This window comes from Streptomyces sp. NPDC002676, assembly GCF_053592455.1.
In genome coordinates this window covers 1,426,323-1,452,411 of the sequence record NZ_JBSFVT010000001.1, presented here as the reverse complement: position 1 = coordinate 1,452,411, position 26,089 = coordinate 1,426,323, and the positions used below count along the sequence as shown (strand labels likewise).

Genomic DNA, 26,089 nt, shown 5'->3' with positions numbered 1-26,089 from the left:
TGCGGAGGGATGCGCGGATGGAACGCTTCATCCAGAGTGCGCCGTTGGACTGCGGCGCCGCCCGGCCGAGTACGCCGAACGGGTGACTCACCCTTCTGCCCGCTTCACGGGACGAGGCCCGCACCCTGAGGGGTGCGGGCCTCGTCCGTCGGTCGAGCCTCGGCGGCAGCGATCAGGCGCCGATGGCGTGCAGACCGCCGTCGACGTGGATGATCTCGCCGGTGGTCTTCGGGAACCAGTCGCTCAGCAGGGCGACGATGCCCCGGCCGGCCGGCTCCGGGTCCTTCAGGTCCCACTCCAGCGGGGAGCGGGAGTCCCACACGGAGGCCAGCTCGCTGAAGCCCGGGATGGACTTGGCGGCCATGGAGCCGAGGGGGCCCGCCGAGACCAGGTTGCAGCGGATGTTCTGCTTGCCCAGGTCGCGCGCCATGTAGCGGTTGGTCGCCTCCAGGGCGGCCTTGGCCGGGCCCATCCAGTCGTACTGCGGCCAGGCGAACTGCGCGTCGAAGGTCAGGCCGACGACCGAGCCGCCGTTCTGCATCAGCGGCAGACAGGCCATGGTGAGCGACTTCAGGGAGTACGCCGAGACGTGCATGGCGGTGGCGACCGACTCGAACGGCGTGTTCAGGAAGTTGCCGCCGAGCGCGTCCTGCGGGGCGAAGCCGATGGAGTGGACGACGCCGTCGAGGCCGCCCAGCTCCTCGCCGACGAGGTCGGCCAGGCGGGCGAGGTGCTCGTCGTTGGTGACGTCCAGCTCGATGACCTTGGTGGGCTTCGGCAGCTTCTTGGCGATGCGCTCGGTCAGCGTGGGCCGCGGGAACGCGGTCAGGATGATCTCGGCGCCCTGCTCCTGGGCCAGCTTGGCCGTGTGGAAGGCGATGGACGCCTCCGTCAGCACACCCGTGATCAGGATGCGCTTGCCCTCGAGGATTCCGCTCATGGTGATCAGTGACCCATTCCCAGTCCGCCGTCAACGGGGATGACGGCTCCAGTGATGTACGAGGCGTCGTCCGAGGCGAGGAACCGCACCGTCGCGGCGATCTCCTCCGGCTGCGCGTAACGGCCGAGCGGCACCTGCGACATGATGCCCTCGCGCTGCTCATCGGAGAGCGCGCGCGTCATGTCGGTGTCGACGAAGCCGGGCGCGACGACGTTGAAGGTGATGTTGCGCGAGCCCAGCTCACGGGCGAGAGAGCGCGCGAAGCCGACAAGGGCGGCCTTGGAGGCGGCGTAGTTCGCCTGCCCCGCCGAGCCGAGCAGGCCGACGACGGAGGAGATCAGTACGACACGGCCCTTCTTGGCCCGCAGCATGCCGCGGTTGGCACGCTTGACCACGCGGAAGGTGCCGGTGAGGTTCGTGTCGATGACCGAGGTGAAGTCTTCCTCGGACATGCGGATCAGGAGCTGGTCCTTGGTGACGCCGGCGTTGGCGATCAGGACCTCGACCGGACCGTGCTGGTCCTCGATCTCCTTGTAGGCCTGCTCCACCTGTTCCGGGTCGGTGATGTCGCACTTGACGGCGAGGAAGCCCTCCGGCGGCTCACCCGAGCGGTACGTGATCGCGACCTTGTCGCCGGCGTCGGCGAAAGCGCGGGCGATGGCGAGGCCGATGCCCCGGTTGCCTCCGGTGACGAGAACCGAGCGGCTCAACGGATCACCCTTTCGATAGCGGTCTGCAGATGTCCGACAACCCGTCCGAGCAGCATCTTCACCACTTCAGTACAGGCGGCTTCATCGAAAACCTATCGGTAGCGGCACGCTCTCGGGCAAGCGGGCACCGACAGTGGCTCGCAGCCGTCACTGTCGGATCCCTACAGAAAGCGCCGGTACCAGGGCGAAACCTGTGGTCCGCCGGGCCGCTCCCGCGACATGATCGGACCCGACAGGCCACGACAGCAGGGAGACCTCGGTGCCTCATTCCATCGACGAAGCCTTCACGGCGCTGCCGCTAAGGGCCCTGGCCGACGCCGCGCTCGCCCGCGCGCGGGCGCTGGGGGCCGAGCACGCGGACTTCCGGTTCGAGCGGGTGCGCAGCGCGTCCTGGCGGTTCAGGGACGCCAAACCCGCCGGATCGTCCGACACCACCGACCTCGGGTACGCGGTCCGGGTGGTGCACGGCGGTACGTGGGGCTTCGCGTCCGGGGTGGATCTGACCCTGGACGCCGCCGCCAAGGTCGCCTCGCAGGCCGTGGCGATGGCCAAGCTCTCCGCCCAGGTGATCAAGGCCGCCGGGTCGGAGGAGCGGGTGGAGCTGGCCGCCGAACCGGTGCACGCCGAGAAGACGTGGATCTCGTCGTACGAGATCGACCCCTTCACGGTGCCCGACGAGGAGAAGGCCGCGCTGCTGGCGGAGTGGAGCACGCGGCTGCTGGCCGCGCAGGGCGTGAGCCACGTGGACGCCTCGCTGCTCACCGTGCACGAGAACAAGTTCTACGCCGACACCGCCGGGACCGTGACGACCCAGCAGCGGGTGCGGCTGCACCCCGAGCTGACCGCCGTGTCCGTGGACGAGTCGAGCGGCGAGTTCGACTCCATGCGGACCATCGCGCCGCCGGCCGGCCGCGGCTGGGAGTACCTGACGGGCACCGGCTGGGACTGGGACGCCGAGCTGGAGCGGATCCCGGAGCTGCTCGCCGAGAAGATGCGCGCGCCGAGCGTGGAGCCCGGTCTGTACGACCTGGTGGTCGACCCGTCCAACCTGTGGCTGACCATCCACGAGTCCATCGGCCACGCCACCGAGCTGGACCGCGCCCTCGGCTACGAGGCCGCCTACGCCGGCACCTCCTTCGCCACCTTCGACCAGCTGGGCAAGCTGAAGTACGGCTCCGAGCTGATGAACGTCACCGGTGACCGCACCGCCGAGCACGGCCTCGCGACCATCGGGTACGACGACGAGGGTGTCGAGGCGCAGTCCTGGGACCTGGTGAAGGACGGCACGCTGGTCGGCTACCAGCTGGACCGCAGGATCGCGAAGCTGACCGGCTTCGACCGGTCCAACGGGTGCGCGTACGCCGACTCCCCCGCCCATGTGCCGGTGCAGCGCATGGCGAACGTCTCGCTCCAGCCGGACCCGGCCGGGCTGTCCACGGAGGACCTGATCGGGGGCGTCGACCGGGGCATCTACGTCGTCGGCGACCGGTCCTGGTCGATCGACATGCAGCGCTACAACTTCCAGTTCACGGGACAGCGCTTCTTCAAGATCGAGAACGGGCGGATCACCGGGCAGCTGAAGGACGTCGCCTACCAGGCGACGACGACCGACTTCTGGGGGTCGATGGCAGCCGTGGGCGGACCGCAGACCTATGTCCTCGGTGGTGCCTTCAACTGCGGCAAGGCCCAGCCCGGACAGATTGCCGCCGTGTCCCACGGGTGCCCCTCCGCCCTCTTCAAGAGCGTCAACATTCTGAACACCACGCAGGAGGCCGGTCGATGAGCGCGCCCACCAATAAGGCGAACAAGCCGCACGAGGTCGTCGAGCAGGCTCTCGCGCTGTCCCGGGCCGACGGCTGTGTCGTGATCGCCGACGAGCACTCGACCGCCAACCTGCGCTGGGCGGGCAACGCGCTGACGACGAACGGCGTCACGCGCGGGCGCACGCTCACCGTCATCGCCACCGTCGACGGCAAGGAGGGCACGGCGTCCGGGGTCGTGTCCCGGTCGGCCGTCACCGCCGACGAGCTGGAACCCCTGGTCCGCGCCGCCGAGGCCGCCGCGCGCGCGGCCGGCCCCGCCGAGGACGCGCAGCCGCTGGTCACCGGCGTGCCGCAGTCACCGGACTTCACCGAGGCACCGGCCGAGACCTCCTCCGCCGTGTTCGCCGACTTCGCCCCGGCGCTCGGCGAGGCCTTCGCACGCGCGCGTGCGGGCGGCCGGGAGCTGTACGGCTTCGCCAACCACGAGCTCGTGTCCACGTATATGGGTACGTCCACGGGGCTGCGCCTGCGGCACGACCAGCCGACGGGCACGCTGGAGCTGAACGCCAAGTCCCCGGACCGTATCCGCTCGGCCTGGGCCGGCCAGTCCACGCGGGACTTCAAGGACGTCGACCCGGGCGCGCTGGACGCGGAGCTGGCCGTACGCCTGGGCTGGGCCGAGCGGCGCGTGGAGCTGCCGGCGGGCCGGTACGAGACGCTGCTGCCGCCCACGGCCGTGGCGGACCTGCTGATCTACCAGCTGTGGTCGGCGTCGGGCCGGGACGCGGCCGAGGGCCGGACGGTGTTCTCCAAGCCGGGCGGCGGCACGCGCATGGGCGAGAAGCTCTCCGAGCTGCCGCTGACGCTGCGCAGCGACCCGAACGAGCCCGGTCTGGAGTCCGCGCCGTTCGTGGTCGCGCACTCCTCGGGCGGCGACCAGTCGGTGTTCGACAACGGGCTGCCGGTGCACCCCACCGAGTGGATCGGCCAGGGCGAGCTGAAGCACCTGACGACCACCCGGCACAGCGCGGGTCTGACCGGCCTGCCGGTGGCCCCGGCGGGAGGGAACCTGATCCTGGACGGAGGCGAGGACCGCTCCCTTTCGGAGATGGTCGCGGCCACCGAGCGCGGGCTGCTGCTGACCTGCCTGTGGTACATCCGCGAGGTCGACCCGGCGACCCTGCTGCTCACGGGCCTGACCCGGGACGGCGTCTACCTCGTGGAGAACGGCGAGGTGACCGGTCAGGTGAACAACTTCCGGTTCAACGAGTCGCCGGTCGACCTGCTGGGGCGGGCCGCGGAGGCCGGGCGTACGGAGAAGACGCTGCCGCGTGAGTGGTGCGACTGGTTCACCCGGGCCGCGATGCCCCCGCTGCGCATCCCCGATTTCAATATGAGCTCTGTCAGCCAGGGCGTATAACCTCGTAGTCGGCTGTCACCCGACTGCCCAGAAATCATCGAGGAGACACGAGAACCGTGACGGACATCGTCGACGAGCTGAAGTGGCGTGGGCTGTTCGCCCTGTCCACCGACGAGGACGCTTTGCGCAAGGCGCTCGCGGACGGTCCCGTCACGTTCTATTGCGGCTTCGACCCGACGGCGCCCTCGCTGCACGTGGGGCACCTGGTGCAGGTCCTGACCGTGCGCCGGCTCCAGCAGGCCGGGCACCGGCCGCTGGCGCTGGTCGGCGGCGCGACGGGCCTGATCGGTGACCCGCGCCCGACCGCGGAGCGCACGCTGAACGACCCGGAGACGGTGGCCGGCTGGGTGGGCAAGCTGCGCGCCCAGATCGAGCCGTTCCTGTCCTTCGAGGGCGAGAACGCGGCCGTGATGGTCAACAACCTCGACTGGACCGAGGGCCTGTCCGCGATCGAGTTCCTGCGGGACATCGGCAAGCACTTCCGCGTCAACAAGATGCTGACCAAGGACTCCGTGGCCCGGCGTCTGGAGTCCGACCAGGGCATCAGCTACACGGAGTTCAGCTACCAGATCCTGCAGGGCATGGACTTCCTCCAGCTCTACCGGCGGTACGGCTGCACGCTCCAGCAGGGCGGCAGCGACCAGTGGGGCAACCTCACGGCGGGTCTGGACCTGATCCACCGGCTGGAGCCGCACGCGAGCGTGCACGCGCTGGCGACGCCGCTGATGACCAAGGCGGACGGCACCAAGTTCGGCAAGACCGAGGGCGGCGCCGTCTGGCTCGACCCGGAGATGACGACGCCGTACGCGTTCTACCAGTTCTGGCTGAACGTGGACGACCGGGACATCTCGCGCTACCTGCGCATCCTGTCCTTCAAGTCCCGCGAGGAGCTGGAGGAGCTGGAGAAGCAGACCGAGGAGCGCCCCCAGGCCCGTGCCGCGCAGCGCGCGCTGGCCGAGGAGCTGACGACGCTGGTGCACGGCGCCGAGCAGACGGCCGCCGTGATCGCCGCGTCCAAGGCGCTGTTCGGCCAGGGCGAGCTGGCGGACCTCGACGACCGGACGCTGGCCGCGGCGCTGTCCGAGCTGCCGCACGTCAAGGTCACCGAGCTGGGCCAGGTGGTGGACCTGTTCGCCGAGGTCGGCCTGGTGGCCAGCAAGTCTGCGGCGCGGCGGACCGTGAAGGAGGGCGGGGCCTACGTGAACAACGTGAAGGTCACCGCCGAGGACGCGGTGCCCGCCGAGGCGGATCTGCTGCACGGGCGGTGGCTCGTGCTGCGGCGCGGGAAGAAGAACCTGGCGGCGGTCGAGGTCACGTCCGCCTGAGACCGAGAAACGCCTGAGACACGCTTGAGGGCGGCTCCCCACGAGGGGGGCCGCCCTCAGGCGTACGGCTGTCCGGCTAGGCCTGCTGTTTCTTCCTGCCCAGCGTCGCCACGTAGAGCATGTCGACCGCGAAGACGATGATGACCGCGGCGACGACCTGGAAGGCGTGCCGGCTCCAGTCGATGCCGGGGGTCGCCGCGACGCCGAAGGCGCGGGCGATCGCGTTGCCGGCCGCGGCGCCGAGCATGCCGCAGATGGTGGTCAGCCAAAGGGGGCTGTGCTGCTTGCCCGGGATGATCGCCTTCGCGATGAGGCCCAGCACGAATCCGACGATGATCGCCCACAACCAGCCCATGGCTGCCTCCTCGTCCGGCTCGACGTGAGCATTACCGTCAGTCTCGGCCGCTGCGCCGTTCGGCGCATGTCGGGATCCCTCGTACGCGTCACGGTGGAGGGCGTTCGCGCAGCCAGGAGGCCGGACCCGGTCTCGTGGGCCGGTCACGCGCGGCGTAATGTGAGACGTGTCCTGGCCCGGTTCCCGGCCGGGCGTGGACGGCGGTTCGGGCCGGGGGCGAGTCCGATGCGGGCGGATGGTGGAATGTGAAGCGGAAGCGGCGCGACAACGTTCAGGTTTTCCGGATCACCGGAGCCAGGACGGGGCTCGCCGAGGACGTACGGGGCCGCCAGCGGCGCTATGTCATCTCGATGATGATCCGCACCATCTCCGTGGTCCTCGCGGCAACGCTGTGGAACGTCGAACGGTACGTCGCGATCGTGGCCCTGGTGGCCGGTGCGCTGCTCCCCTACGTCGCCGTGGTGATCGCCAACGCGGGCCGGGAACGGCCGCCGAACCTGCCGTCGACGTTCGTCCCGGCGCCGGTGCGCCCGATGATCGCGCCGCCGCGGGCGCAGGAGACGTGGGCGGAGTCCGTGGCGCAGGAAGGTCCGGCGGAGCCCACCGCGGAAATGAGTGGGGACACCGATTCGTGACCCCTTGTCAAGCTCAAGAAAAGCTCAGATCAATCGTGTAGTTCCGGTGCCGGGCGATGGGTTACCCGTGACATACTGCGTACGCGCTCCGCATCCCCCGTCGGAGCGACGGACCGACGCCGGGCAGCTCCCCCCGTGGCTGCTCGGCGTCGCCTTGTTTGCGCCCGCTCCGGCGCCTGTTCTGTGAGACGAACCTGTGAGTGACGAGACCCCCCTCTGCTCCGCCAAGGGCTGCCATGCCGCGGCCGTGTGGGTGCTGGCCTGGAACAACCCGAAGATCCACACTCCGGAGCGCCGCAAGACGTGGCTCGCCTGCGAGGAGCACCGCGAGCATCTTTCGCAGTTCCTCGGGATTCGCGGGTTCCTGAAGGACGTTGTCCTGCTGAAGGAGTGGGAGGACGGGGAGTAGTTTCAGCCGCCGATCGCCGACATCGGGCGGTCCGGCTGGACGAACGACGGGTCGTCCAGGCCCGCGCCCGCCTTCTTGCCCCACATCGCCAGGCGCCAGATGCGGGCGATCTCCTCGTCGGGTGCGCCGGAGCGCAGGGCGGCGCGCAGGTCGGTCTCCTCGGTGGCGAACAGGCACGTGCGTATCTGACCGTCAGCGGTCAGGCGGGTGCGATCGCAGGCCGAGCAGAACGGGCGGGTGACGGAGGCGATCACGCCGACCCGGTGCGGTCCGCCGTCGACCAGCCAGCGTTCGGCGGGGGCCGAGCCGCGCTCCTCGGAGCCCTCGGGGGTGAGGTCGAAGCGGGTGCGCAGGGAGGCCAGGATGTCCCCGGCGGTGACCATGCCCTCGCGCTTCCAGCCGTGCTGGGCGTCCAGAGGCATCTGCTCGATGAACCGCAGTTCGTAGTCGTGCTCCACGGCCCAGGCCAGCAGGTCGGGGGCCTCGTCGTCGTTCAGTCCCGGCATCAGGACCGAGTTGACCTTGACGGGAGTGAGGCCCGCGTCGCGGGCGGCCTGGAGGCCTTCGAGGACGTCCTTGTGGCGGTCGCGGCGGGTGAGGGTCTTGAAGACGTCCGCGCGGAGGGTGTCGAGGGAGACGTTGACCCGGTCCAGGCCCGCCGTCTTCAGGGCGGTCGCGGTGCGCTTGAGGCCGATGCCGTTGGTGGTGAGGGACGTCTGGGGGCGCGGGGTGAGGGCCGCGACGCGCTCGACGATGCCGACCAGGCCGGGGCGGAGCAGGGGCTCGCCGCCGGTGAAGCGGACCTCCTCGACACCTAGCAGCCGCACCGCTATGTCGACGAGCCGGACGATCTCGTCGTCCGTGAGCAGGTCGGGCTTGGCCAGCCACTGCAGGCCCTCCTCGGGCATGCAGTAGGTGCAGCGCAGGTTGCAGCGGTCCGTGAGCGAGACCCTCAGGTCGGTGGCCACGCGGCCGTAGGTGTCGATGAGCACGTGGGCCCCCTCCCTCGTTCCGGACCATTCGTATTCCGTCACCAGTTCCGTCACCTGCGAGCCTACGTGAGACCACTGACAACGACAGCTGCCGATCCCACGAGGTGGGACGAGGCCGCGTCGTAGGACCGTACAGTCCTGGACGACGCGGCCGTCGTACGAAGCTCAGTGCGCTCCGGTGCCCGTCAGGGACCGCACCTCCAGCTCCGCGTACTTGCCGGCGTCCGGCACCTCCTTCGACAGCAGGGTGCCGACGGCGCCCAGCAGGAAGCCGACCGGGATGGAGATGATCCCGGGGTTCTCCAGCGGGAACCAGTGGAAGTCGACGCCGGGGAACATCGAGCTCTCCTTGCCGGACACCACCGGCGAGAACAGCACCAGGCCGACCGCGGTGACCAGGCCGCCGTAGATCGACCAGAGCGCGCCCGCGGTGGTGAACCGCTTCCAGAAGAGGCTGTAGAGGATGGTCGGCAGGTTGGCGGAGGCGGCGACCGCGAAGGCGAGGGCCACCAGACCGGCCACGTTGATGTCGCGGGCGAGGGCGCCGAGGACGATCGACACCGCGCCGATGCCGACGGTGGCCCAGCGGGCCGCGCCGACCTCCTGCTTCTCGGTGGCCTGGCCCTTCTTGATGACGTTCGCGTAGATGTCGTGCGCGAAGGAGGAGGACGAGGCCAGGGTCAGCCCGGCGACCACCGCGAGGATCGTCGCGAAGGCCACCGCGGAGATCGTCGCGAGCAGGATGGCGCCCCAGTCGGAGTCCACTCCGCCCAGGTGCAGGGCGAGCAGCGGGGCCGCGGTGTTGCCCGCCTTGTTGGAGGTGATGATCTCGTCCGGTTTGATCAGCGCGGCGGCGCCGAAGCCGAGGGCGAGGGTCATCAGGTAGAAGGCGCCGATCAGGCCGATCGCCCAGATGACCGACTTACGGGCGGCCTTGGCGGTGGGCACGGTGTAGAAGCGGATCAGGATGTGCGGCAGGCCGGCGGTGCCGAGGACCAGGGCGATGCCGAGGGAGATGAAGTCCAGCTTGGTGGTGCCGGTGGCGCCGTACTTCAGGCCGGGCTTGAGGAACGCGGAGCCCTTGCCGCTGTTGTCGGCTGCTTTACCGAGCAGGTCGGAGACGTTGAAGTGGAACTTCAGCAGCACCAGGAAGGTCAGCAGCACGGCACCCGCGATCAGCAGCACCGCCTTGACCATCTGCACCCAGGTGGTGCCCTTCATGCCTCCGATGGTGACGTACACGATCATCAGGAGGCCGACCAGGGCGACGATGCCGATCTTGCCGCCGTCGCTGGTGATGCCGAGGAGCAGGGAGACCAGGACGCCCGCGCCCGCCATCTGGGCGAGCAGGTAGAAGATCGAGACGACGATGGTGGAGGTGCCGGCGGCCGTGCGGACGGGCCGCTGGCGCATCCGGTAGGCGAGCACGTCGCCCATGGTGTAGCGGCCGGAGTTGCGCAGCGGCTCGGCGACCAGGAGCAGCGCGACCAGCCAGGCGACGAGGAAGCCGATGGAGTACAGGAAGCCGTCGTAGCCGAAGAGGGCGATGGCCCCCGCGATGCCGAGGAAGGACGCGGCGGACATGTAGTCGCCGGAGACGGCGAGACCGTTCTGGAAGCCGGTGAACTGCCGTCCGCCGGCGTAGAAGTCGGCGGCGTCCTTGGTCTGGCGGCCCGCCCAGACCGTGATCACGAGGGTGGCGGCGACGAACACCGAGAACAGGGTGATGATCAGCGGCCGGTGCTGGCTCGCCTCGCCGGCGGCCAGCAGGGTGTGCTGCGTCGGGCTCATGCTCCGCCCTCCATCCGGGACTTGATGGCCTCGGCCCTGGGGTCGAGCGTGACGGCGGCGCGGCGCGCGTACCACCAGGCGATGAGGAACGTGGTGAGGAACTGGGCGAGACCCAGGACGAGGGCCATGTTGACGTTGCCGGCCACCTTGGTGCCCATGAACCCGTCCGCGTAGTTGGAGAGCAGGACGAAGAGCAGGTACCAGGTGATGAACGCGACGGTCAGCGGGAAGGCGAACGAGCGGTGGGCGCGGCGCAGTTCACCGAACTCCGCGCTCTGCTGTACCTCGGCGAACTCCTCGGCGGAGGGTAGGGGTGCTTGCGCTCTGGAGGGGGGCGGTGTCTCGGTGGCCACGGAGTCTCCTCGTGTTGCGGACAGGCGCTTTCTGGCCTCGCACGGACAGGAATCACATGACTGGGAGTGATCAGTCGACTCCTGCTCGTGATTCCGACGGGGGCCACGATCCTGCTGGGCCCCTCGTCCACGGTCACGGCGCCACGCGCGGAGCGGTTCAAGTCCGTCGGGCTCTTCCGGAGATCGCGTGGACGGAGATAGCTTCGCCACTGCACCACTCGCCATGTACCTGCCCGTTCAGCACCTGTGTCCGGGCGGTTTCTCATTCCGGATGATGTGGAGATCCCATGGTTCATCTGCGCTCCAGACGCCGGCTCGCGCTCGCCGTGCCGGTCGTGCTGTCGCTGACCGTCTCGCTCGGCTTCCTGCCCTCGGAGCTCGCGGCGGCGGCACCCGTGGCCGCGACGGCGACGGCGGACGGCCCGAACCTCGCGTACGTCGTCAACACCAGCACGGACCAGCGCACGATCGAGTCGGTGCAGCAGGAGATCACCCGCAACGGCGGCACGGTCGTGGCGAGTTACGACCAGATCGGCGTGATCGTCGTCCACTCCGCGAACCCGGACTTCGGCAAGCAGATGCGCCAGGTGCGCGGGGTGCAGTCGGCGGGCGCCACCCGCACCGCGCCGCTGACCGCGGCGGGGACGACGGACGAGGGCAGCGTGCAGGTCCTGTCGCGGGCCGAGGCCGCGAAGGCCGCCGAGAGCGCCACGGCGGGCCAGGAGCCCCTCGAGGCCGACCAGTGGGACCTGCGGGCGATCGGCGCCGACAAGGCCGCGACGATCAACCCGGGCAGCCCGCACGTGACCGTGGGTGTCATCGACACGGGCGTCGACGACACCCACCCGGACATCGCCCCGAACTTCTCCGCCTCCCAGTCGGCGAACTGCGTGAGCGGCAAGGCGGACACGACGTACGGCGCGTGGCGGCCGGCGGACGCCGGCCACTATCACGGCACGCACGTGGCGGGCGAGATAGCCGCGGCCCGCAACGGCATCGGCGTCGCGGGCGTCGCGCCCGGCGTGAAGGTCGCGAGCATCACCGTCGCCCAGCCCGACTCGACGCAGTTGTTCTACCCGGAGAGCGTGGTCTGCGCCTTCGTCTTCGCCGCCGACCACGGCGTGGATATCACCAACAACAGCTACTACGTTGACCCGTGGATGTACAACTGCATGGACGACCCCGATCAGCGTGCCATCGTTGACGCGGTCAACAGGGCCCAGCTGTACGCACAGCGCAAGGGCACGCTCAACGTGGCCTCGGCGGGCAACTCCAACCACGACCTGGACGCGGACTCCATCTCCGACACCTCCAGCCCCGACGACTCGACCGCCGTGACCCGGACGGTCGACCCGCACGAGTGCTTCGACGTGCCGACCCAGCTGCCGGGCGTCGTCACGGTGAGCGCGGTGGGCGTCAAGGGCGTCAAGTCGTACTACTCCAGCTACGGCAACGGCGTCGTCGACGTCGCGGGTCCGGGCGGCGACAAGTACCAGATCCCGGACACGCCGTCGAAGAACGGCCGCATCCTGTCCACGCTGCCGAACAACCAGTACGGCTTCCTCCAGGGCACGTCGATGGCCGGCCCGCACGTGGCCGCGGTGGCCGCGCTGCTGAAGTCGGCCCACCCGTACGCCACTCCGGCCCAGCTGCAGGCCCTGCTCAAGGCCCAGGCGGACAACCCGGGCTGCCCGGACGGGCCGTACGACTACAACGGCGACGGGGTCGTGGACGCGACCTGCACCGGCGGCCCGCGGGTCAACGGCTTCTACGGCTTCGGCGTCGTCAACGCGCTGCGCGCCGTCAAGTAGCCGCTCGCCACAGGGATTTCCGCACCGACAGGCGGACCGGACCGGGTGACCGGACCGGTCCGCCTGCCCCATCCATGGGTTGATTGAATCAATAATGCATAGTGCAGTCATGACAGACATCACGACTGCATGGACCGCACTGGGCGGCGATCCCGCACTGGTTTCCCACGTGTCGGCTGTTGAGCGCCCCAAGGCCCTGGAAGCCCGCCTCCCCGTACGGCAGTTGGCGCAGGCCTGTGTCGGTGCGTGCGCGCTGGCCGCCGCCGAGCTGGGAGCGCGGCGGACCGGCCGTACCGAGGTGCCCGGGGTCCGGGTCGACGACGGCGCGGTGGCCGCCGCCTTCCTCAGCGAACGGCACCTGCTGGTCGACGGACGCGCCCCGGTCGCCTTCGCGCCGCTGTCACGGTTCTGGCGGACCGCCGACGGCTGGGTGCGCACCCACGCCAACTACCCGCACCACCGGGCCCGGCTGCTCGCCGCGCTCGGCCTGCCCGAGGACGCCTCGGCAGAGGAGCTGGCCGGGCGGCTCGCCGCCCGCTCCGCCCTGGAGGTGGAGGAGACCGTCTGCCGCGCGGGCGGCCTCGCCGTGGCCCTGCGCACCCCGGGCGAGTGGGCCGCGCACGAGCAGGCCGCCGAGCTGGCCGCACGGCCGCTGGTCGAGCGCGAGCGGCTGGACGCGGCACCCGCGCGCGTGCTGCCGTCCCTCGACCCCGCCACCGCTCCGCTGCTGCCCGCCGCCGGGCTGCGCGTCCTCGACCTGACCCGGGTCCTGGCCGGGCCGGTCGCCACCCGCACCCTGGCGCTGCTCGGTGCGCAGGTGCTGCGCCTGGACGCCCCGTGGCTGCCCGAACTCCCCGACCTGCACGCCGACACCGGCTTCGGCAAGCGGTCCGCGACCCTCGACCTCACCGCCGGCCGGGACACCTTCGAGGAGCTGCTGGCCGCGGCCGACGTGGTGGTCACCGGCTACCGGCCGGGGGCCCTGGACCGGTTCGGGCTCGCGCCAAAGGCACTTGCCGAGCGGCGCCCCGGTCTGGTCGTGGCGCAGGTGTCGGCGTGGGGCGCGTACGGGCCCTGGCGCGGGCGGCGCGGCTTCGACAGCCTGGTGCAGGTCGCCACGGGCATCGCGGCGACCGAGGGCACGGCCGGGCAGCCCGGCGCGCTGCCCGCGCAGGCCCTGGACCACGGAAGTGGCTATCTGCTGGCGGCGGGCGTGCTGCGGGCGCTGACCGAGCAGTCGTACGACGGAGGCGGCAGGCTCGTCCGGCTGGCGCTCGCGCGCACCGCCCGCTGGCTGACGGACGAGATCCACCCCGCCGAGGCCACGACCACGGCGGCGGGCGAGCCCTGCGCGGACCCGGACGCGTGGCTCGCCGAGACGGACGGCCCGCTCGGCCGGCTGCGGCACGCCCTGTCCCCGGTGTCCTTCACGGGCGGCCCCGCCGACTGGGCGCGGCCCCCGGTGCCGTGGGGGTCGCAGGCCGCCCGCTGGACTTGATCAACTGTTGATCCTGATGTTGACACCGGCGTTGATCTCACTCGTCGGCGTTGATCTCAGGCGTTGATCTCAGGCGTTGATCTCAGCCGTTGGTGACGAGCACCTTGAGCGCGGTGCGCTCGTCCATCGCCTTGTAGCCGTCGGGCACGCCCTCGATGCCGACGGTCATGTCGAACACCGGCGAGGGGTCGATGGTGCCGTCGAGGACGTCGGGCAGCAGGTCGGGGATGTACGCGCGGACCGGGGCGACGCCGCCGCGCAGGGCGATGTTCCGGTCGAACATGACACCGAGGTCCAGGCCGGTGCCGCTGCCGTGCGGCACACCGACGAAGCCGATGGCGCCGCCGTCGCGGGTGATGTTCACGGCGGTCCGCATGGACTGCTCGGTGCCGACCGCCTCGACCACGGCGTGCGCGCCCTGGCCGCGGGTCAGTTCGCGGACCGCCTCGACGGCCGCGTCCCCGCGCTCGGCGACGACGTCGGTGGCACCGAAGCGGCGCGCGATGTCGGTACGGACCTCGTGCCGGCCGAGCGCGATGATCCGCTCGGCGCCGAGCCGCTTGGCGGCCAGCACGGCGCACAGGCCGACCGCGCCGTCCCCGACGACGGCGACCGTGGCTCCGGGGCGGGCGCCCGCCCCGAGGGCCGCGTGGTGGCCGGTGCCGAGGACGTCGGAGAGGGTCAGCAGGGCGGACAGCAGGTGGTCGTCGGAGGCCGCTTCCTTGGGCAGCTGGACGAGGGTCCCGTCGGCGAACGGCACGCGCACGGCCTCGCCCTGGCCGCCGTCGTAGCCGACGGAGCCCCAGAAGCCGCCGTGTTCGCAGGACGTGGTCAGGCCCTCGCGGCAGTAGTCGCAGACGCCGTCGGACCACATGAAGGGCGCGACCACCAGGTCACCGCGGCGGACGGTGCTCACCTCGGAGCCGGTCTCCTCCACCACGCCGAGGAACTCGTGCCCGATCCGCTGGCCCGGCTGCCGGGCCGCCTCGCCGCGGTAGGCCCACAGGTCGCTGCCGCAGATGCAGGCGCGCAGCACCCGCACCACGGCGTCGGTGGGCAGCTGCACCACGGGCTCGGGTACGTCCTGCACGCGCATGTCGTACGGGGCGTGGATGGTGGTGGCGCGCATGGCGAGGGTCCTTCTCGTGCGAGGTCGTACGGGGTCGTACAGGGTTGTGCGGGGCGCTCAGGGGGTGGTCGAGCGCGCACTTCACCGTACGCCGTCGCCGTGGCGGGCTGCTCGCCGAGGGCGGGGAGCGGGCTGCGGGCCTGGGCGCCGCCTACACCCCCGCCGCCCCCAGCAGGCTGCCCGCCGCGTACGTCACCCCCATCGCCAGCGCCCCGCCCATCACGTTCCGCACGACCGCCCGGCGCGGGGTCGCCGCGCCCAGCCGGGCGCTGCTCCAGCCGGTGAGGACGAGCGCGGCCAGCACCGAGACCACGGTGACCGGGACCCGCCAGGCGGACGGGGGCAGGACGATGGCCAGCAGGGGCAGCAGCGCGCCGACGGTGAAGGCCAGGAAGCTCGCCCAGGCCGCGTGCCAGGGGTTGGTCAGGTCGTCGGGATCGATGCCCAGCTCCACGCGCGCGTGGGCCTTCAGCGCGTCCCGCTCGGTGAGCTGCTCGGCGGCCTCCCGGGCCACCTCCCCGGACAGACCGCGCCGCTCCAGCAGTTCGGTCAGCTCCGCCAGTTCGGCCTCCGGCTGCTCCCGCAGTTCCCGTTTCTCCAAGGCCAGCGCGGCCATCTCGGAGTCCCGCTGGGTGGACACGGAGACGTACTCCCCCGCCGCCATGGACATCGACCCGGCGAGCAGCCCGGCCAGTCCGGCGGTGAGCAGGGCGGCCCGCTCCGCGGTCGCGCCGGCCACACCCACGACGAGTCCCGCCGTGGAGACGATGCCGTCGTTCGCGCCCAGCACGGCCGCCCGGAGCCAGTTCAGCCGGGAGCCCAGCGCGCCCCCGTGGGCCTCGTCGTGGGTTGGTTCCGTCACAGCACGGAGGATCGCACCCCGAGCCGCACCGGTCCGGCACCGACGCTCCCCTACGCTGCTCGACGTAGCGTCACCGCGACCGCGGGACCTCGTCATCACCGCGACCGCGGAATCTCGTCCCGGTCCCGCGCGGAATTCCAGTGGCGGCGGGCTCGCGGGCTGGCTAGGTTCCTGATCGCGGGGGCGGCTTCGCAGGGCGGGCAGAGGCAGGCGGGGCGGGCGTGCTTCCTTCTCTCCGTTGCGAGAGCCTCAGCGACTCTCAACAATCCGGGCATTACGGCCCGGATGGTCCGTCACGTCACCGAAGCGTGTGGGCTTCGGCTTGAGTACGGTCTCTCGCTTCCTGCTGCCGCTGGTGCGGCAGGGTTGCGCCGTCTGCCCGCTCCGGCCCGGCCTTGTGGCCGGGCCGGGTGGTGCGGGTCTTACGGTCGGCTCCGCGAGGCTTCGACACCGGTGCGGTGTCCAGGTCTCCGGCCACTCCGGTACCTGACGTTGCTGTCGTCGTTGCGGCTGTCGCGAGGGCGGCGAGGTTGTGTGCCGCGTTCTCGTCCCGGTCCATCACGAGCGGGCATTGATCACAGTCGAAGACTCGTACGTGCAGCGGCAGCTTGGCTTTCACCGCGCCGCAGTTCGAGCAGATCCTGGAGGAGGGGTACCAGCGGCTTGCCACGACGGTGCGGGTGGCGTTGCGTTGGCCTTTGTAGGTGAGCTGGCGGCGGATCTCGCCGAACCCGGCGTCGGAGATCGGGCGGGCCAGGCGCCGGTTCTTGAGCATTCCAGCGACGTTGAGGTCCTCCACCACCACCGTGCCGTACTCGGCCCGGATCCGGGTGGTGAGTTTGTGCAGGGCATCGCCGCGCTGGTTCGCCACCCGTTGGTGCACCTTGTTGCGTTCACGGTTGGCTCTCTCCCACCGCTTCGAGGGCTTCTGCCCGGTCCTGCGGTCGGGGCCCCGGCGTCGGGAGACCCGGCGCGAGTGCAGGCGCAGCAGCTTCAGGGAGCTATCCAGGTGCTTCGGATTAGGCTCGTAGCGGATGTGACCGGTGCTGTCGGCCAGCACCGCCAGGTGCTTCACCCCCAGGTCGATGCCGACTGCCGCATCGGGGCGGGCTACGCGGACCAGATCCCGTTTCACCTCGGTCTGAAAGGACACGAACCAGCGGCCCCGCTCATACCGCACGGTCGCCGAAAGGATCCTCGCGGTCCCCGCCGCGAGGCGGTCACGGAGGGTGTCTGCGCACTCATGCACACGGATCGCGCCCAGCCGGGGCAACGTCACATGCCGGCCGTCTGCCCCCACACGCAGGATGCCGGTGGTGAACCGGCAGGAGAGGCGCGCCTTCCGCTTCGACTTGTACCGGGGCACGCCCACCTTACGGCCGCACCGTCTGCCGCTCCTGGACTTGCTGTAATTGTCGAACGCGGCAGCGGCATTGGCCAGGCCCGTACTGTAGGCCTCCTTGGAGTTCTCCTACCACCACCCGGCGAAACGGGGATCGGAGTGCTTGGCCTCGTTGAACGCCTTCCGCAGCGCGGGCAGCGACCACGGCCGCCACGCCGTCAGATCCTCCTCGCCGATCCCGTAGGAGGCCTCAGCCCTGCGCTGCCACCACGAAGCCGTCACCCAGGACACCGCCCAGTTGTAGGCGGCACGCACAGCACCACAATGCGACCCGAGCGCCCGTACCTGCCCGGCGTTCGGATCGAGCGCGAACCGGTATGCCTGCACCACGAATCCCGACCGCGGCCGAAACTTCCCACTCACCGGCAGCCTCCCCCCTGACCCGAAAACCCCGTCACCACCTCCAACGAGCACTGCAGCAGGAGGTCACGCATTCGATGCAGGAACTCCCGTTCCTGCGCAGGCAGGCGAAGATCCGGGCGCCCTACTGGGCAGGGTGCGCCATGACGCACCGTCCCGACCGGAGCACCTCACGCGGTAGACACCAGCGGACAAAGACCGAGACGCGCTGATGGAATGCTCAGCTGCTGTCGGCCCTTTCCTGGACATCACAGCGCGCCCACTCTCCGCCTCCGCCTCAATCGGCTTGTCTCTCCGGGGGATTCCGCTTGGCCGTACTGGCATCCGTGCTGCTCCGCCACCTTCGTACCGTCTACGTCGACCAGGCCGGACCGCGCCCGGGCGACCCGTCCACCGCGCAGGGGCTCGTCGTCCTCGAAGCCGAGCTGCTCGACGCGTTCGCCGGTTTCATGGCGCTCCCGTCGGCCGCCGAGGGGGCGCGCGGCGCCGGGTACCACCCGCGTACGGTGCATCAGCGCTACGACCTGGAGGGCGACTCGCGCATTCATGTGCCGATGCTGGTCGACCTGCGTCACCGTACGTTCCTGTGGACGGACCTGCACCTGACGTCGGCCGACGGCTTCCACAACGTGTACCGGCACAGCGCCGACCTGGGCCGGGTCGCCCGGGACCTGTTCCAGTACTTCGCGAGCGGCCGTACGACCCTGTGGGACCTCGCGGTGTGGCACGCGGCCGTGCGCAGCGAGGTGACCGTCGTCCGGCGCGCGGACGGTACGGGCGCCACCGACGAGCTGTGGCACTACCGGCGTCACGCGGGCGAGCCGGACACCGCGTTCGCCGCCCGGGTGCGCGCCCTGGCGGAGCCGGAGCGCCGGGAGGGCGCGCGGGACGCGGCGGACGCGGAGGCCCGGGCGGCCGAAGCGGCGGCGAAGAAGCACGTGTTGCTCGCCCTGGTGCACGGCGGGGTGGCGCCGCAGGGCGCGACCGGCGCGCTGTACCGCCTGCTGCCGGGCCCGGCCGACGGCTGCGGCCTGGACCCGCTGACGGCCGGGGATCTGGTGGCCGCACGGGGGTGACGCGCGGCACGCACGCGTGTGCGGTGTCCGAGCGGCAGGGCGGGTGCGCGGGCGGCCGGCGGCACCTGCGGGACGGCACTGTCAGTCGTGGCCCGTATCCTCAGTGACCATGCTCGAAGACCGTGCGACCGCAGTGTCCTCCCCCACCCAGTGGCCGGCCGCGTATCCGAAGGGATACGCGGTCGTTGACGTGGAGACCACCGGCCTGGCCCGGGACGACCGGATCATCTCGGCGGCCGTCTACCGGCTGGACGCGCGCGGCGAGGTCGAGGACCACTGGTACACGCTCGTCAACCCGGAGCGCGATCCGGGACCCGTGTGGATACACGGTCTGACGAGCGAGGTGCTGGAAGGGGCGCCGCTGTTCGCGGACATCGCCGAGGAGTTCGCCGGCCGCCTCGACGGCCGGGTGCTCGTCGCGCACAACGCCGCCTTCGACTGGCAGATGATCGCGCGGGAGTACGCGCGCGCACAGCGCGAGGCGCCGGTGCGGCAGCGGCTGTGCACCATCGCGCTCTCCAAGGAGCTGGCGCTGCCGCTGCCCAACCACAAGCTGGAGTCGCTGGCCGCGCACTTCGGGGTCGTCCAGCAGCGGGCGCACCACGCGCTGGACGACGCGCGTGTGCTCGCGGAGGCGTTCCGGCCCAGCCTGCGGGCCGCGGCGGCGGGCGGCGTACGGCTGCCGCTGCTGGAGTGCCGGCCGCTGACGGAGTGGTCGGACCGGCCCGTGCCACGGCAGGCGTCGGGCGGCTACGGCGGCTACCGGCAGACCAGTTGGCGCCCGTCCCGCAAGCGGCCCGCGTGCCCCTACCCCAACCCCGGCCGCTACGAGGACGGCAAGCCCCTGAAGCAGGGCATGCGGGTGGCGTTCTCCGGGGACACCTCCGTCGAGCGCGAGCTGCTGGAGGACCGGGCCACGGAGGCGGGGCTGCACGTGGCCTCCAGCATCTCCCGGCTGACCAGCCTGCTGGTCACCAACGACCCCGACTCGGGCACCTCCAAGGTGGTCAAGGCGAAGCAGTTCGGCACGCCGGTCGTGGACGAGGCGGCCTTCGGACAGCTGCTGCGGGACGTGGAGCCGGCCACGGAAGGATGACCGTACGGATGGGTGATTGCCGCACGACTCGCCCGGCGCCCGCTCGCCCGGGGGCCGGCGACGGCTCACCCTGTGGCGCATGGCGAATTGTGAAGTTTGCGGCAATGACTACGGGATGACCTTCGAGGTCCACGCACAGGGTGCCGTCCACGTGTTCGACTGCTTCTCCTGTGCGATCCACCGCATGGCCCCGATCTGCGAGCACTGCAAGGTCCCGATCATCGGCCAGGGCGCGGAGGCCGACGGCAAGTTCTACTGTGGCGCCCACTGCGCCCGCGCGGCCGGGAAGGTGGGAATCGTCGACCGGGTGTGACCCGGTACCCGCCTGAATGCACCCCACGGCCCGGAGGTACCGTCGTGGGGTGCACCGCTACCGCTTCCTGCTGACCCGCCAGTGGGTGATCCTCACCCTCGTCGCGATCGCCCTGATCCCGACGATGATCAGGCTCGGCTTCTGGCAGGAGCACCGGTACAACGAGCGCACCGCCCGCAACGACCTGGTCTCCGCGGCGCTGCACGCCAAGCCGGTGCCCGTCGAACAGCTGACCTCCCCCGGTCATGCCGTGACCCGCACCGAGAAGTACCACACGGTCAGCGCGACCGGCCGCTTCGACACCGCGCGGGAGGTCGTGGTCCGGCGCCGGACCAACTCCGACGACGAGGTCGGCTTCCACGTCCTGACCCCGCTCGTGCTCACGGACGGCAAGGTGGTGCTGGTCAACCGGGGCTGGATCCCCGCCGACGGCTCGCAGACCGCCTTCCCGAAGATCCCCGCCCCGCCGGCCGGCCAGGTCACGATCACCGGGCGGCTGAAGGCCGACGAGACGACCGCGGCGAGCGGCATCAAGAACGTCCGGGGGCTGCCGGACCGGCAGATCATGCTGATCAGCAGCGAACAGCAGGCGCAGCGGCTGGGAGCTCAGGTGCTGGGCGGCTACATCGAGCAGACGGCGCCCGAACCGAAGGGCGGCCTGCCGCAGCCGATCTCCGACCCGGGCCGTGAGGACGCCCCGCTGAACTACGCGTACATGATCCAGTGGTGGCTGTTCGCCGCGGCCGTCCCGTTCGGCTGGTGGGTCCTGGTCCGGCGCGAGGTCCGCGACCGGGCGGAGGCCGCGGCCAAGGAGCAGTCGGAGGAGACCGAGCCGGCCGCCGTGTGACCACCGCGCCGGGTCACTCCCCCGGCGCACCTCCTGATTGGCCCCCACAACCCGTGGGAAACCGGAACCCGTGAACCCGCGCATCGAGGACTACGCCGTGATCGGCGACGAGCAGACCGCCGCGCTGGTCGGCAGGAACGGCTCGATCGACTGGCTGTGCCTGCCCCGCTTCGACTCCGGTGCCTGTTTCGCCCGGCTCCTCGGCGACGAGGACAACGGCTACTGGCGGATCGCGCCCAAGGGAGCGGACACCTGCACGCGCCGCGGCTACCGGCCGGACACCCTCGTCCTCGACACCGAGTGGGAGACCGCCGAGGGCGCGGTGCGCGTCACCGACCTGATGCCGCAGCGCGACCGCGCCCCCGACGTCGTACGCATCGTCGAAGGCGTCAGCGGGCGCGTCACCGTCCGCAGCACACTCCGCCTGCGCTTCGGCTACGGATCCATCGTCCCGTGGATGCGCCGCTCCGACGGCCACCGGGTCGCCGTCGCCGGACCGGACTCGGTGTGGCTGCGCGCCGAACCGCCCGTGAGTACCTGGGGCGAGGACTTCGGCACGCACTCGGAGTTCACCCTCACCGAGGGCGAGCGGGTCGCGTTCGTGCTCACCTGGCACCCCTCGCACGAGCCGCGCCCCCGGCTCGTCGACCCCTATCGGGCGCTGAGCAACAGCGTCCACGACTGGCGGCGCTGGGCGACCCGGTGCCGCTACGACGGGCCGCACCGGGACGCCGTCGTACGGTCCCTGATCACGCTCAAGGCCCTCACCTACGCCCCGACGGGCGGGATCGTCGCCGCGGCCACCACCTCGCTGCCCGAGGAGCCGGGCGGTGTGCGCAACTGGGACTACCGCTACTGCTGGCTGCGCGACTCCACGCTCACCCTCGGCGCCCTCCTCTCCGCCGGCTACCTGGAGGAGGCCGAGGCCTGGCGCAACTGGCTGCTGCGCGCGGTCGCGGGCGACCCGGCGGACCTCCAGATCATGTACGGACTCGCGGGCGAGCGACGGCTGCCGGAGTGGGAACTGCCCTGGCTGTCCGGCTTCGCCGACTCCAGGCCCGTACGCGTCGGCAACGGCGCCGTCGACCAGCTCCAGCTGGACGTGTACGGCGAGGTCATGGACTCGCTGTCGCTGGCCCGCAGCGCCGGCCTGCCCACCAAGCCGCACATGTGGTCGATCCAGCGCACGCTGATGACGTTCCTTCAGTCGGCGTGGCGGCAGCCCGACGAGGGACTGTGGGAGGTGCGCGGCGGCCGGCGCCAGTTCGTGCACTCCAAGGTGATGGTGTGGGTGGCCGCCGACCGCGCCGTACGGACGCTGGAGCAGCACTCGCAGCTGCACGGCGACCTCGCGGGCTGGCGGGCGATGCGCGACGAGGTGCACCGGGAGGTGTGCGAGCAGGGCTACGACGCCCGGCGCAGGACCTTCACCCAGTACTACGGCTCCCGCGAACTGGACGCCGCGCTGCTGCTGATCCCCCGCGTCGGCTTCCTGCCGCCCGACGATCCGCGCGTGATCGGCACGGTCGACGCCATCCGCGCGGACCTGGGCCACGGCGGCTTCGTGCGCCGCTACGACACCGACGCCGTCGGCGTCGACGGGATGCCGGGCGGCGAGGGCGCCTTCCTCGCCTGTTCGTTCTGGCTCGCGGACGCCCTGCACATGACGGGCCGCACGGACGAGGCCCAGGCGCTGTTCGAGCGGCTGCTGAGCCTCACCAACGACGTGGGGCTGCTCGCCGAGGAGTACGACCCGGGGCTCGGCTGCCAGGTGGGCAACTTCCCGCAGGCGTTCAGTCACATCGCCCTGGTGAACACCGCCCTCACCCTGTACGGGGGCGAGGAGGCAGGATAGGGGCCATGGATCTTGGACTGAAGGACCGGGTGTACGTCGTCACCGGAGCCACGCGCGGGCTGGGCAACGCCGCCGCGCGGGAACTCGTCGCCGACGGGGCGAAGGTGGTCGTCACCGGCCGGGACGGCAAGCGGGTCGCCGAGGCCGCCGCCGAGCTGGGCGCGAACGCGGTGGGGGTGGCCGTCGACAACGCCGACCCCGAGGCCGCAGAGCGGCTGATCGCCGCCGCCCGTGAGCACTTCGGCGGCTTCGACGGCGTGCTGGTGAGCGTGGGCGGACCGCCGCCCGGGTTCGTCGCGGACAACACCGACGAGCAGTGGCGCAGCGCGTTCGATTCGGTGTTCCTCGGCGCGGTGCGGCTCGCGCGGGCGGCAGCGGCGGAGCTGGAGGCCGACGGGGTCATCGGCTTCGTGCTGTCCGCCTCGGTGTACGAGCCGATTCCGGGGCTGACCATCTCCAACGGCCTGCGACCGGGGCTCGCAGGCTTCGCGAAGTCCCTCGCGGACGAGCTGGGACCGCGCGGGATCCGGGTGCTGGGGCTGCTGCCGTCCCGCATCGACACCGACCGCGTGCGCGAGCTGGACGCGCTGTCGGCGGATCCGGAGGCCACGCGGGCCGCCAACGAGTCGCGGATTCCGTTGCGGAGGTACGGGACGCCTGAGGAGTTCGGGAAGGCCGCGGCGTTCCTGCTGTCCCCGGCCGCGTCCTATCTGACGGGGATCATGCTGCCCGTGGACGGCGGGATGCGGCACGGGTTCTGACGGCTTCCAAGGGTCGTCAAGTGACCCTCTCCGCGGGGTGTTTGACCGGTCGCAGGCGTACTTCCGCCGGCAGCGAGGGCAGCCCCGCGGACTCGCGGGCGTACCCCAGCGCCTGGGCCGTGAAGTCGTCCAGGGCCGTCGCCGGGTCCACGTCCGGTTCCAGTTGGAGCCAGACGCGGGCCGACGGCGCCGTACGACGCCCGCACAGCAGGGCCTCGGCGTGGGCCACGCCGGGCTGTCGGGCCGCGTCCTGGACGAGGGCGCTCTCCAGGGCGAGGCCCCGCAGCAGGGCGGCCGCGCCGTCGCCGGTGTCGACGACGACCTCGGTCAGCCGGCGCCGGCGCAGGACCGCCGTCAGCCACCACAGGGCGAGCAGGAGCACGACGGCCAGGGCGGCGATGACCGTCGGCCACCACCAGCCCTCATTCCGCCGGCGGGTGCGCTCGGCCCGGCTGAGCAGCACGTCGTGCGGTCCTGTGTGGATCCACCAGGAGGGCGGCGGCGCGCCCAGCCCCACGGCCAGCACCGAGCCGCCCAGCACGAGCAGCAGCACGCCGGCCAGCCCCAGCAGTACGCGGTTCACGCCACCCGTGCGCACCGGGCTCACCCCTTCCGTCCGGGCCGGGCCACACGCACCGACAGCGCGGGCGGGTCGGCCAGCCCGAGACCGCGGATCGCGTCGCGGAGCACGACGTCCAGATCGGCGCGTACGTCGTCCAGGTCGCGAAAGTGCGAGACCGCGCGGACGTCGGCTCTCCTGCGGCGCATCCGCACCTGTACCGCTCGTACGCCGGACACCTCCATCGCCCGGTCGCGCAGCAGCAGTCCGGCCGCGTCGCGGCGGAGTCCGGCGCGCACGTCGGGGTGCGGGCGCCGCATCGGCAGCAGGCCGCGCAGCCCGGGGGTGAGGGCGAGCACGATCAGCCACAGTCCGAGGGCGGCGGCGACGCCCGCGCCGGTCAGCACCCAGGTGTCGTCCAGGGGCCGCTCCGCCAGTTGCCGGGCCAGCTCGCGCCGCCAGCGCATGGCGGGCCGGTGGGCGCGCACGGCGGCGATGTCGTACAGGAGGACGCCCGTACCGGCCAGGAGCAGTGCGGCGGTGGCGGCCGCGGGGATCCGGCGCGCCGACCAGAAGCGGCCGGTGCCGTCGGCGGATGTCCCCTGGCCGCTGCCGGGGTTCTTGTCGAGGGTGGTGGCGGACTCGGTGCCGCGGGGCTCGCTCATGACGTCCTCCCCCTGTGCCGCTCCGGGGGCCGGTGCCAGGTGCAGCCGCTCGACGTGTACGGCGACCTCGGGCACCGTCATGCTCACCAACGCGCCCACCCGCTCCACGACTTGGCGACGCACCGCGGCACAGCGGGCGCCGATGTCCGAGGGGTGGTCGAGTTCCAGGTGGACGCGGACGCGGGCGGAGTCGTGGTGCACGACGACGGTGGCGTGCGGGGGCGCGGCGCCTGCCGGCAGCGGGGCGAGCGCCTCGCGGGCGGCCTGCCCGGCGATCTTGGCGACGACCCGGTCGGCGATCCGGGTGGCGCCGCGCTCCCCCGGCGGCACCTGTGTCAGGGGCGAGCGCTCCATGCCGGTGCCGGCGCTCACCGGGTCACCGCCGCCGGTCGTGCCGGTCGTCGCGGGTGCGGAAGAAGTCGCCCAGTTCCAGGTCGCCCTCCAGGAACCGGCCGACGACGAACCCGATCGCACCCAGCGCCGCCACCAGCAGGAACGCCCCGAAGCCGCCGAAGTACCCGGCGAAGGCCAGCGCCATTCCGGCGATCATGCCGACCACGGCCATGCTCATTGCGGCGCTCCTCAACTCGTCAGTCCGGTTGTGCGGTGCCGGGGTTCACTGGATGCGGGGCTCCGGCTCCTCGTCCTCGTCGTCTTCCTCGGGCAGCTTGACGTCGGTCACCGCGATGTTGACCTCGACGACCTCGAGGCCGGTCATGCGTTCCACGGCGGCGATCACGCTCTCGCGCACCTCGCGGGCGACATCGGCGATGGAGACGCCGTAGTCCACGACGATCTCCAGGTCGAGCGCGGTCTGCACCTCGCCGACCTCGGCCTTCACGCCTCGGCTCACCGACTTGTAACTGCCCGGCACACGGTCGCGCACAGCTCCGAAGGTGCGGGAGAATCCGCTGCCCAGCGCGTGGACGCCGACCACGTCCCGGGCGGCCAGTCCGGCGATGTTCTCCACGACACCGTCGGCGATGGTGGTCCGTCCCCGGCTCGCCGGATCGCCGCCGCCACGCCGGGTGGCCTTGCGCGTCTGCCCCTCCGGCTCTTCGACGTTCGTGGTCCGGTTCGGGTCCGTCATGTCCGTCATGGCCGTGCGTCCCTCTCGGTCGTCGTCCTCCGACCACCGTAAGCAAGGATGCCCCGTTGCGCG

General features: G+C 71.5%; 26 protein-coding genes and 1 pseudogene. 13 read left to right on the top strand and 14 right to left on the bottom strand.

The genetic code is table 11. The features are described 5' to 3' along the window. Window positions 1–172 precede the first annotated feature (172 nt). Window positions 173–940, bottom strand: coding sequence for an enoyl-ACP reductase FabI (gene fabI / locus ACWD3E_RS06855; protein ID WP_451386441.1), 768 nt, complete (start codon window positions 938–940; stop codon window positions 173–175). A 5-nt stretch (window positions 941–945) separates the two neighbouring features. Further along, window positions 946–1,650, bottom strand: a complete 705-nt coding sequence (gene fabG, locus ACWD3E_RS06850) for a 3-oxoacyl-[acyl-carrier-protein] reductase (RefSeq protein WP_451386440.1) — start codon at window positions 1,648–1,650, stop codon at window positions 946–948. A 259-nt stretch (window positions 1,651–1,909) separates the two neighbouring features. Here fabG and ACWD3E_RS06845 point away from each other — a divergent pair, with 259 nt between their 5' ends. Genes ACWD3E_RS06845 through tyrS form a run of 3 tightly spaced genes read left to right on the top strand, consistent with a single transcriptional unit; the run spans window position 1,910 to window position 6,158 of the window. Then, on the top strand, window positions 1,910–3,433 hold the full coding sequence (locus tag ACWD3E_RS06845; protein WP_451386439.1) for a TldD/PmbA family protein: 1,524 nt from the start codon (window positions 1,910–1,912) through the stop codon (window positions 3,431–3,433). Next, window positions 3,430–4,833 carry a metallopeptidase TldD-related protein gene (locus ACWD3E_RS06840; protein WP_451386438.1) on the top strand — a complete coding sequence of 468 codons (1,404 nt, stop codon included), beginning with the start codon at window positions 3,430–3,432 and terminating at the stop codon, window positions 4,831–4,833. The genes ACWD3E_RS06845 and ACWD3E_RS06840 overlap by 4 nt, the downstream gene beginning before the upstream one ends. Window positions 4,834–4,889: 56 nt before the next feature. Next, entirely contained in the window at window positions 4,890–6,158 is a 1,269-nt protein-coding gene (tyrS, locus tag ACWD3E_RS06835; protein ID WP_451386437.1) for a tyrosine--tRNA ligase, read from the top strand. A gap of 76 nt (window positions 6,159–6,234) precedes the next feature. Here the strand turns inward: tyrS and ACWD3E_RS06830 are convergent, their stop codons facing one another. Then, a complete protein-coding gene (locus ACWD3E_RS06830) occupies window positions 6,235–6,513 on the bottom strand; it encodes a GlsB/YeaQ/YmgE family stress response membrane protein (protein WP_451386436.1) in 279 nt (92 codons plus the stop codon). A gap of 245 nt (window positions 6,514–6,758) precedes the next feature. Between ACWD3E_RS06830 and ACWD3E_RS06825 the strand changes: the two genes are divergently transcribed. Further along, window positions 6,759–7,148 carry a DUF3099 domain-containing protein gene (locus ACWD3E_RS06825; protein WP_451386435.1) on the top strand — a complete coding sequence of 130 codons (390 nt, stop codon included), beginning with the start codon at window positions 6,759–6,761 and terminating at the stop codon, window positions 7,146–7,148. A 196-nt stretch (window positions 7,149–7,344) separates the two neighbouring features. Further along, window positions 7,345–7,557 carry a hypothetical protein gene (locus ACWD3E_RS06820; RefSeq protein WP_451386434.1) on the top strand — a complete coding sequence of 71 codons (213 nt, stop codon included), beginning with the start codon at window positions 7,345–7,347 and terminating at the stop codon, window positions 7,555–7,557. 2 nt (window positions 7,558–7,559) lie between these two features. Here the strand turns inward: ACWD3E_RS06820 and moaA are convergent, their stop codons facing one another. From moaA to ACWD3E_RS06805, 3 genes are all read right to left on the bottom strand, one after another. After that, the gene (gene moaA / locus ACWD3E_RS06815) at window positions 7,560–8,549 is read right to left on the bottom strand and encodes a GTP 3',8-cyclase MoaA (RefSeq protein WP_451386433.1); all 990 of its coding nucleotides are present in this window, start codon (window positions 8,547–8,549) and stop codon (window positions 7,560–7,562) included. A gap of 165 nt (window positions 8,550–8,714) precedes the next feature. Continuing rightward, complete coding sequence (locus ACWD3E_RS06810) at window positions 8,715–10,340, bottom strand: solute symporter family protein (protein WP_451386432.1); 1,626 nt, start codon at window positions 10,338–10,340, stop codon at window positions 8,715–8,717. After that, the gene (locus ACWD3E_RS06805; RefSeq protein ID WP_451386431.1) at window positions 10,337–10,693 is read right to left on the bottom strand and encodes a DUF485 domain-containing protein; all 357 of its coding nucleotides are present in this window, start codon (window positions 10,691–10,693) and stop codon (window positions 10,337–10,339) included. The genes ACWD3E_RS06810 and ACWD3E_RS06805 overlap by 4 nt, the downstream gene beginning before the upstream one ends. A gap of 287 nt (window positions 10,694–10,980) precedes the next feature. On the opposite strand from ACWD3E_RS06805, the gene ACWD3E_RS06800 reads away from it, so the two are divergent. Continuing rightward, window positions 10,981–12,504: a S8 family peptidase gene (locus tag ACWD3E_RS06800; protein ID WP_451386430.1), complete on the top strand. Its 1,524-nt coding sequence runs from the start codon at window positions 10,981–10,983 to the stop codon at window positions 12,502–12,504. 109 nt (window positions 12,505–12,613) lie between these two features. Then, window positions 12,614–14,002, top strand: coding sequence for a CoA transferase (locus ACWD3E_RS06795; RefSeq protein ID WP_451386429.1), 1,389 nt, complete (start codon window positions 12,614–12,616; stop codon window positions 14,000–14,002). Window positions 14,003–14,084: 82 nt separating this feature from the next. On the opposite strand, the gene ACWD3E_RS06790 is transcribed toward ACWD3E_RS06795, so the two are convergent. From ACWD3E_RS06790 to ACWD3E_RS06775, 4 genes and pseudogenes are all read right to left on the bottom strand, one after another. Beyond that, window positions 14,085–15,131, bottom strand: a complete 1,047-nt coding sequence (locus ACWD3E_RS06790) for a zinc-dependent alcohol dehydrogenase family protein (RefSeq protein ID WP_451386428.1) — start codon at window positions 15,129–15,131, stop codon at window positions 14,085–14,087. A gap of 151 nt (window positions 15,132–15,282) precedes the next feature. Beyond that, entirely contained in the window at window positions 15,283–15,993 is a 711-nt protein-coding gene (locus ACWD3E_RS06785) for a VIT1/CCC1 transporter family protein (protein ID WP_451386427.1), read from the bottom strand. A 298-nt stretch (window positions 15,994–16,291) separates the two neighbouring features. Beyond that, window positions 16,292–17,452, bottom strand: a pseudogene (tnpB, locus tag ACWD3E_RS06780) (IS607 family element RNA-guided endonuclease TnpB); the annotation flags it as partial. 12 nt (window positions 17,453–17,464) lie between these two features. Beyond that, window positions 17,465–17,758 (bottom strand): helix-turn-helix domain-containing protein, encoded by a 294-nt coding sequence (locus tag ACWD3E_RS06775; protein ID WP_451386426.1) that lies wholly within the window; start codon window positions 17,756–17,758, stop codon window positions 17,465–17,467. Window positions 17,759–18,063: 305 nt separating this feature from the next. On the opposite strand from ACWD3E_RS06775, the gene ACWD3E_RS06770 reads away from it, so the two are divergent. The 6 genes from ACWD3E_RS06770 to ACWD3E_RS06745 all read left to right on the top strand — a co-directional run bounded on the left by ACWD3E_RS06770 (window position 18,064) and on the right by ACWD3E_RS06745 (window position 23,703). Continuing rightward, complete coding sequence (locus ACWD3E_RS06770; protein WP_451386425.1) at window positions 18,064–18,831, top strand: hypothetical protein; 768 nt, start codon at window positions 18,064–18,066, stop codon at window positions 18,829–18,831. A gap of 109 nt (window positions 18,832–18,940) precedes the next feature. Further along, the gene (locus ACWD3E_RS06765) at window positions 18,941–19,927 is read left to right on the top strand and encodes a DEDDh family exonuclease (protein ID WP_451386424.1); all 987 of its coding nucleotides are present in this window, start codon (window positions 18,941–18,943) and stop codon (window positions 19,925–19,927) included. Between the two features lie 79 nt (window positions 19,928–20,006). Continuing rightward, the gene (locus tag ACWD3E_RS06760; protein WP_451386423.1) at window positions 20,007–20,240 is read left to right on the top strand and encodes a hypothetical protein; all 234 of its coding nucleotides are present in this window, start codon (window positions 20,007–20,009) and stop codon (window positions 20,238–20,240) included. A 49-nt stretch (window positions 20,241–20,289) separates the two neighbouring features. Further along, window positions 20,290–21,087 (top strand): SURF1 family cytochrome oxidase biogenesis protein, encoded by a 798-nt coding sequence (locus tag ACWD3E_RS06755; protein ID WP_451386422.1) that lies wholly within the window; start codon window positions 20,290–20,292, stop codon window positions 21,085–21,087. Between the two features lie 70 nt (window positions 21,088–21,157). Then, window positions 21,158–22,942, top strand: coding sequence for a glycoside hydrolase family 15 protein (locus ACWD3E_RS06750; protein ID WP_451386421.1), 1,785 nt, complete (start codon window positions 21,158–21,160; stop codon window positions 22,940–22,942). A 5-nt stretch (window positions 22,943–22,947) separates the two neighbouring features. Next, a complete protein-coding gene (locus ACWD3E_RS06745) occupies window positions 22,948–23,703 on the top strand; it encodes an SDR family oxidoreductase (protein WP_451386420.1) in 756 nt (251 codons plus the stop codon). Between the two features lie 16 nt (window positions 23,704–23,719). On the opposite strand, the gene amaP is transcribed toward ACWD3E_RS06745, so the two are convergent. The 4 genes from amaP to ACWD3E_RS06725 form a co-directional block, all read right to left on the bottom strand. After that, a complete protein-coding gene (gene amaP, locus ACWD3E_RS06740; protein ID WP_451386419.1) occupies window positions 23,720–24,301 on the bottom strand; it encodes an alkaline shock response membrane anchor protein AmaP in 582 nt (193 codons plus the stop codon). 5 nt (window positions 24,302–24,306) lie between these two features. Beyond that, the gene (locus ACWD3E_RS06735; RefSeq protein WP_451386513.1) at window positions 24,307–24,927 is read right to left on the bottom strand and encodes a DUF6286 domain-containing protein; all 621 of its coding nucleotides are present in this window, start codon (window positions 24,925–24,927) and stop codon (window positions 24,307–24,309) included. A 376-nt stretch (window positions 24,928–25,303) separates the two neighbouring features. After that, on the bottom strand, window positions 25,304–25,498 hold the full coding sequence (locus ACWD3E_RS06730; protein WP_451355528.1) for a hypothetical protein: 195 nt from the start codon (window positions 25,496–25,498) through the stop codon (window positions 25,304–25,306). A gap of 45 nt (window positions 25,499–25,543) precedes the next feature. After that, window positions 25,544–26,017, bottom strand: coding sequence for an Asp23/Gls24 family envelope stress response protein (locus tag ACWD3E_RS06725; RefSeq protein ID WP_451386512.1), 474 nt, complete (start codon window positions 26,015–26,017; stop codon window positions 25,544–25,546). Between the last annotated feature and the right edge of the window lie 72 nt (window positions 26,018–26,089).

Excerpts from the sequence above, each read along its gene's own strand:
- ACWD3E_RS06760 (WP_451386423.1), top strand. The coding sequence starts at position 20,007 with ATGGCGAATTGTGAAGTTTGCGGCAATGACTACGGGATGACCTTCGAG.
- ACWD3E_RS06730 (WP_451355528.1), bottom strand. The coding sequence starts at position 25,498 with ATGAGCATGGCCGTGGTCGGCATGATCGCCGGAATGGCGCTGGCCTTC.
- ACWD3E_RS06830 (WP_451386436.1), bottom strand. The coding sequence starts at position 6,513 with ATGGGCTGGTTGTGGGCGATCATCGTCGGATTCGTGCTGGGCCTCATC.
- ACWD3E_RS06795 (WP_451386429.1), top strand. The coding sequence starts at position 12,614 with ATGACAGACATCACGACTGCATGGACCGCACTGGGCGGCGATCCCGCA.
- ACWD3E_RS06735 (WP_451386513.1), bottom strand. The coding sequence starts at position 24,927 with ATGAGCGAGCCCCGCGGCACCGAGTCCGCCACCACCCTCGACAAGAAC.
- ACWD3E_RS06745 (WP_451386420.1), top strand. The coding sequence starts at position 22,948 with ATGGATCTTGGACTGAAGGACCGGGTGTACGTCGTCACCGGAGCCACG.
- ACWD3E_RS06810 (WP_451386432.1), bottom strand. The coding sequence starts at position 10,340 with ATGAGCCCGACGCAGCACACCCTGCTGGCCGCCGGCGAGGCGAGCCAG.
- ACWD3E_RS06765 (WP_451386424.1), top strand. The coding sequence starts at position 18,941 with ATGCTCGAAGACCGTGCGACCGCAGTGTCCTCCCCCACCCAGTGGCCG.
- ACWD3E_RS06800 (WP_451386430.1), top strand. The coding sequence starts at position 10,981 with ATGGTTCATCTGCGCTCCAGACGCCGGCTCGCGCTCGCCGTGCCGGTC.
- fabI (WP_451386441.1), bottom strand. The coding sequence starts at position 940 with ATGAGCGGAATCCTCGAGGGCAAGCGCATCCTGATCACGGGTGTGCTG.
- ACWD3E_RS06725 (WP_451386512.1), bottom strand. The coding sequence starts at position 26,017 with ATGACGGACCCGAACCGGACCACGAACGTCGAAGAGCCGGAGGGGCAG.
- ACWD3E_RS06790 (WP_451386428.1), bottom strand. The coding sequence starts at position 15,131 with ATGCGCGCCACCACCATCCACGCCCCGTACGACATGCGCGTGCAGGAC.
- ACWD3E_RS06840 (WP_451386438.1), top strand. The coding sequence starts at position 3,430 with ATGAGCGCGCCCACCAATAAGGCGAACAAGCCGCACGAGGTCGTCGAG.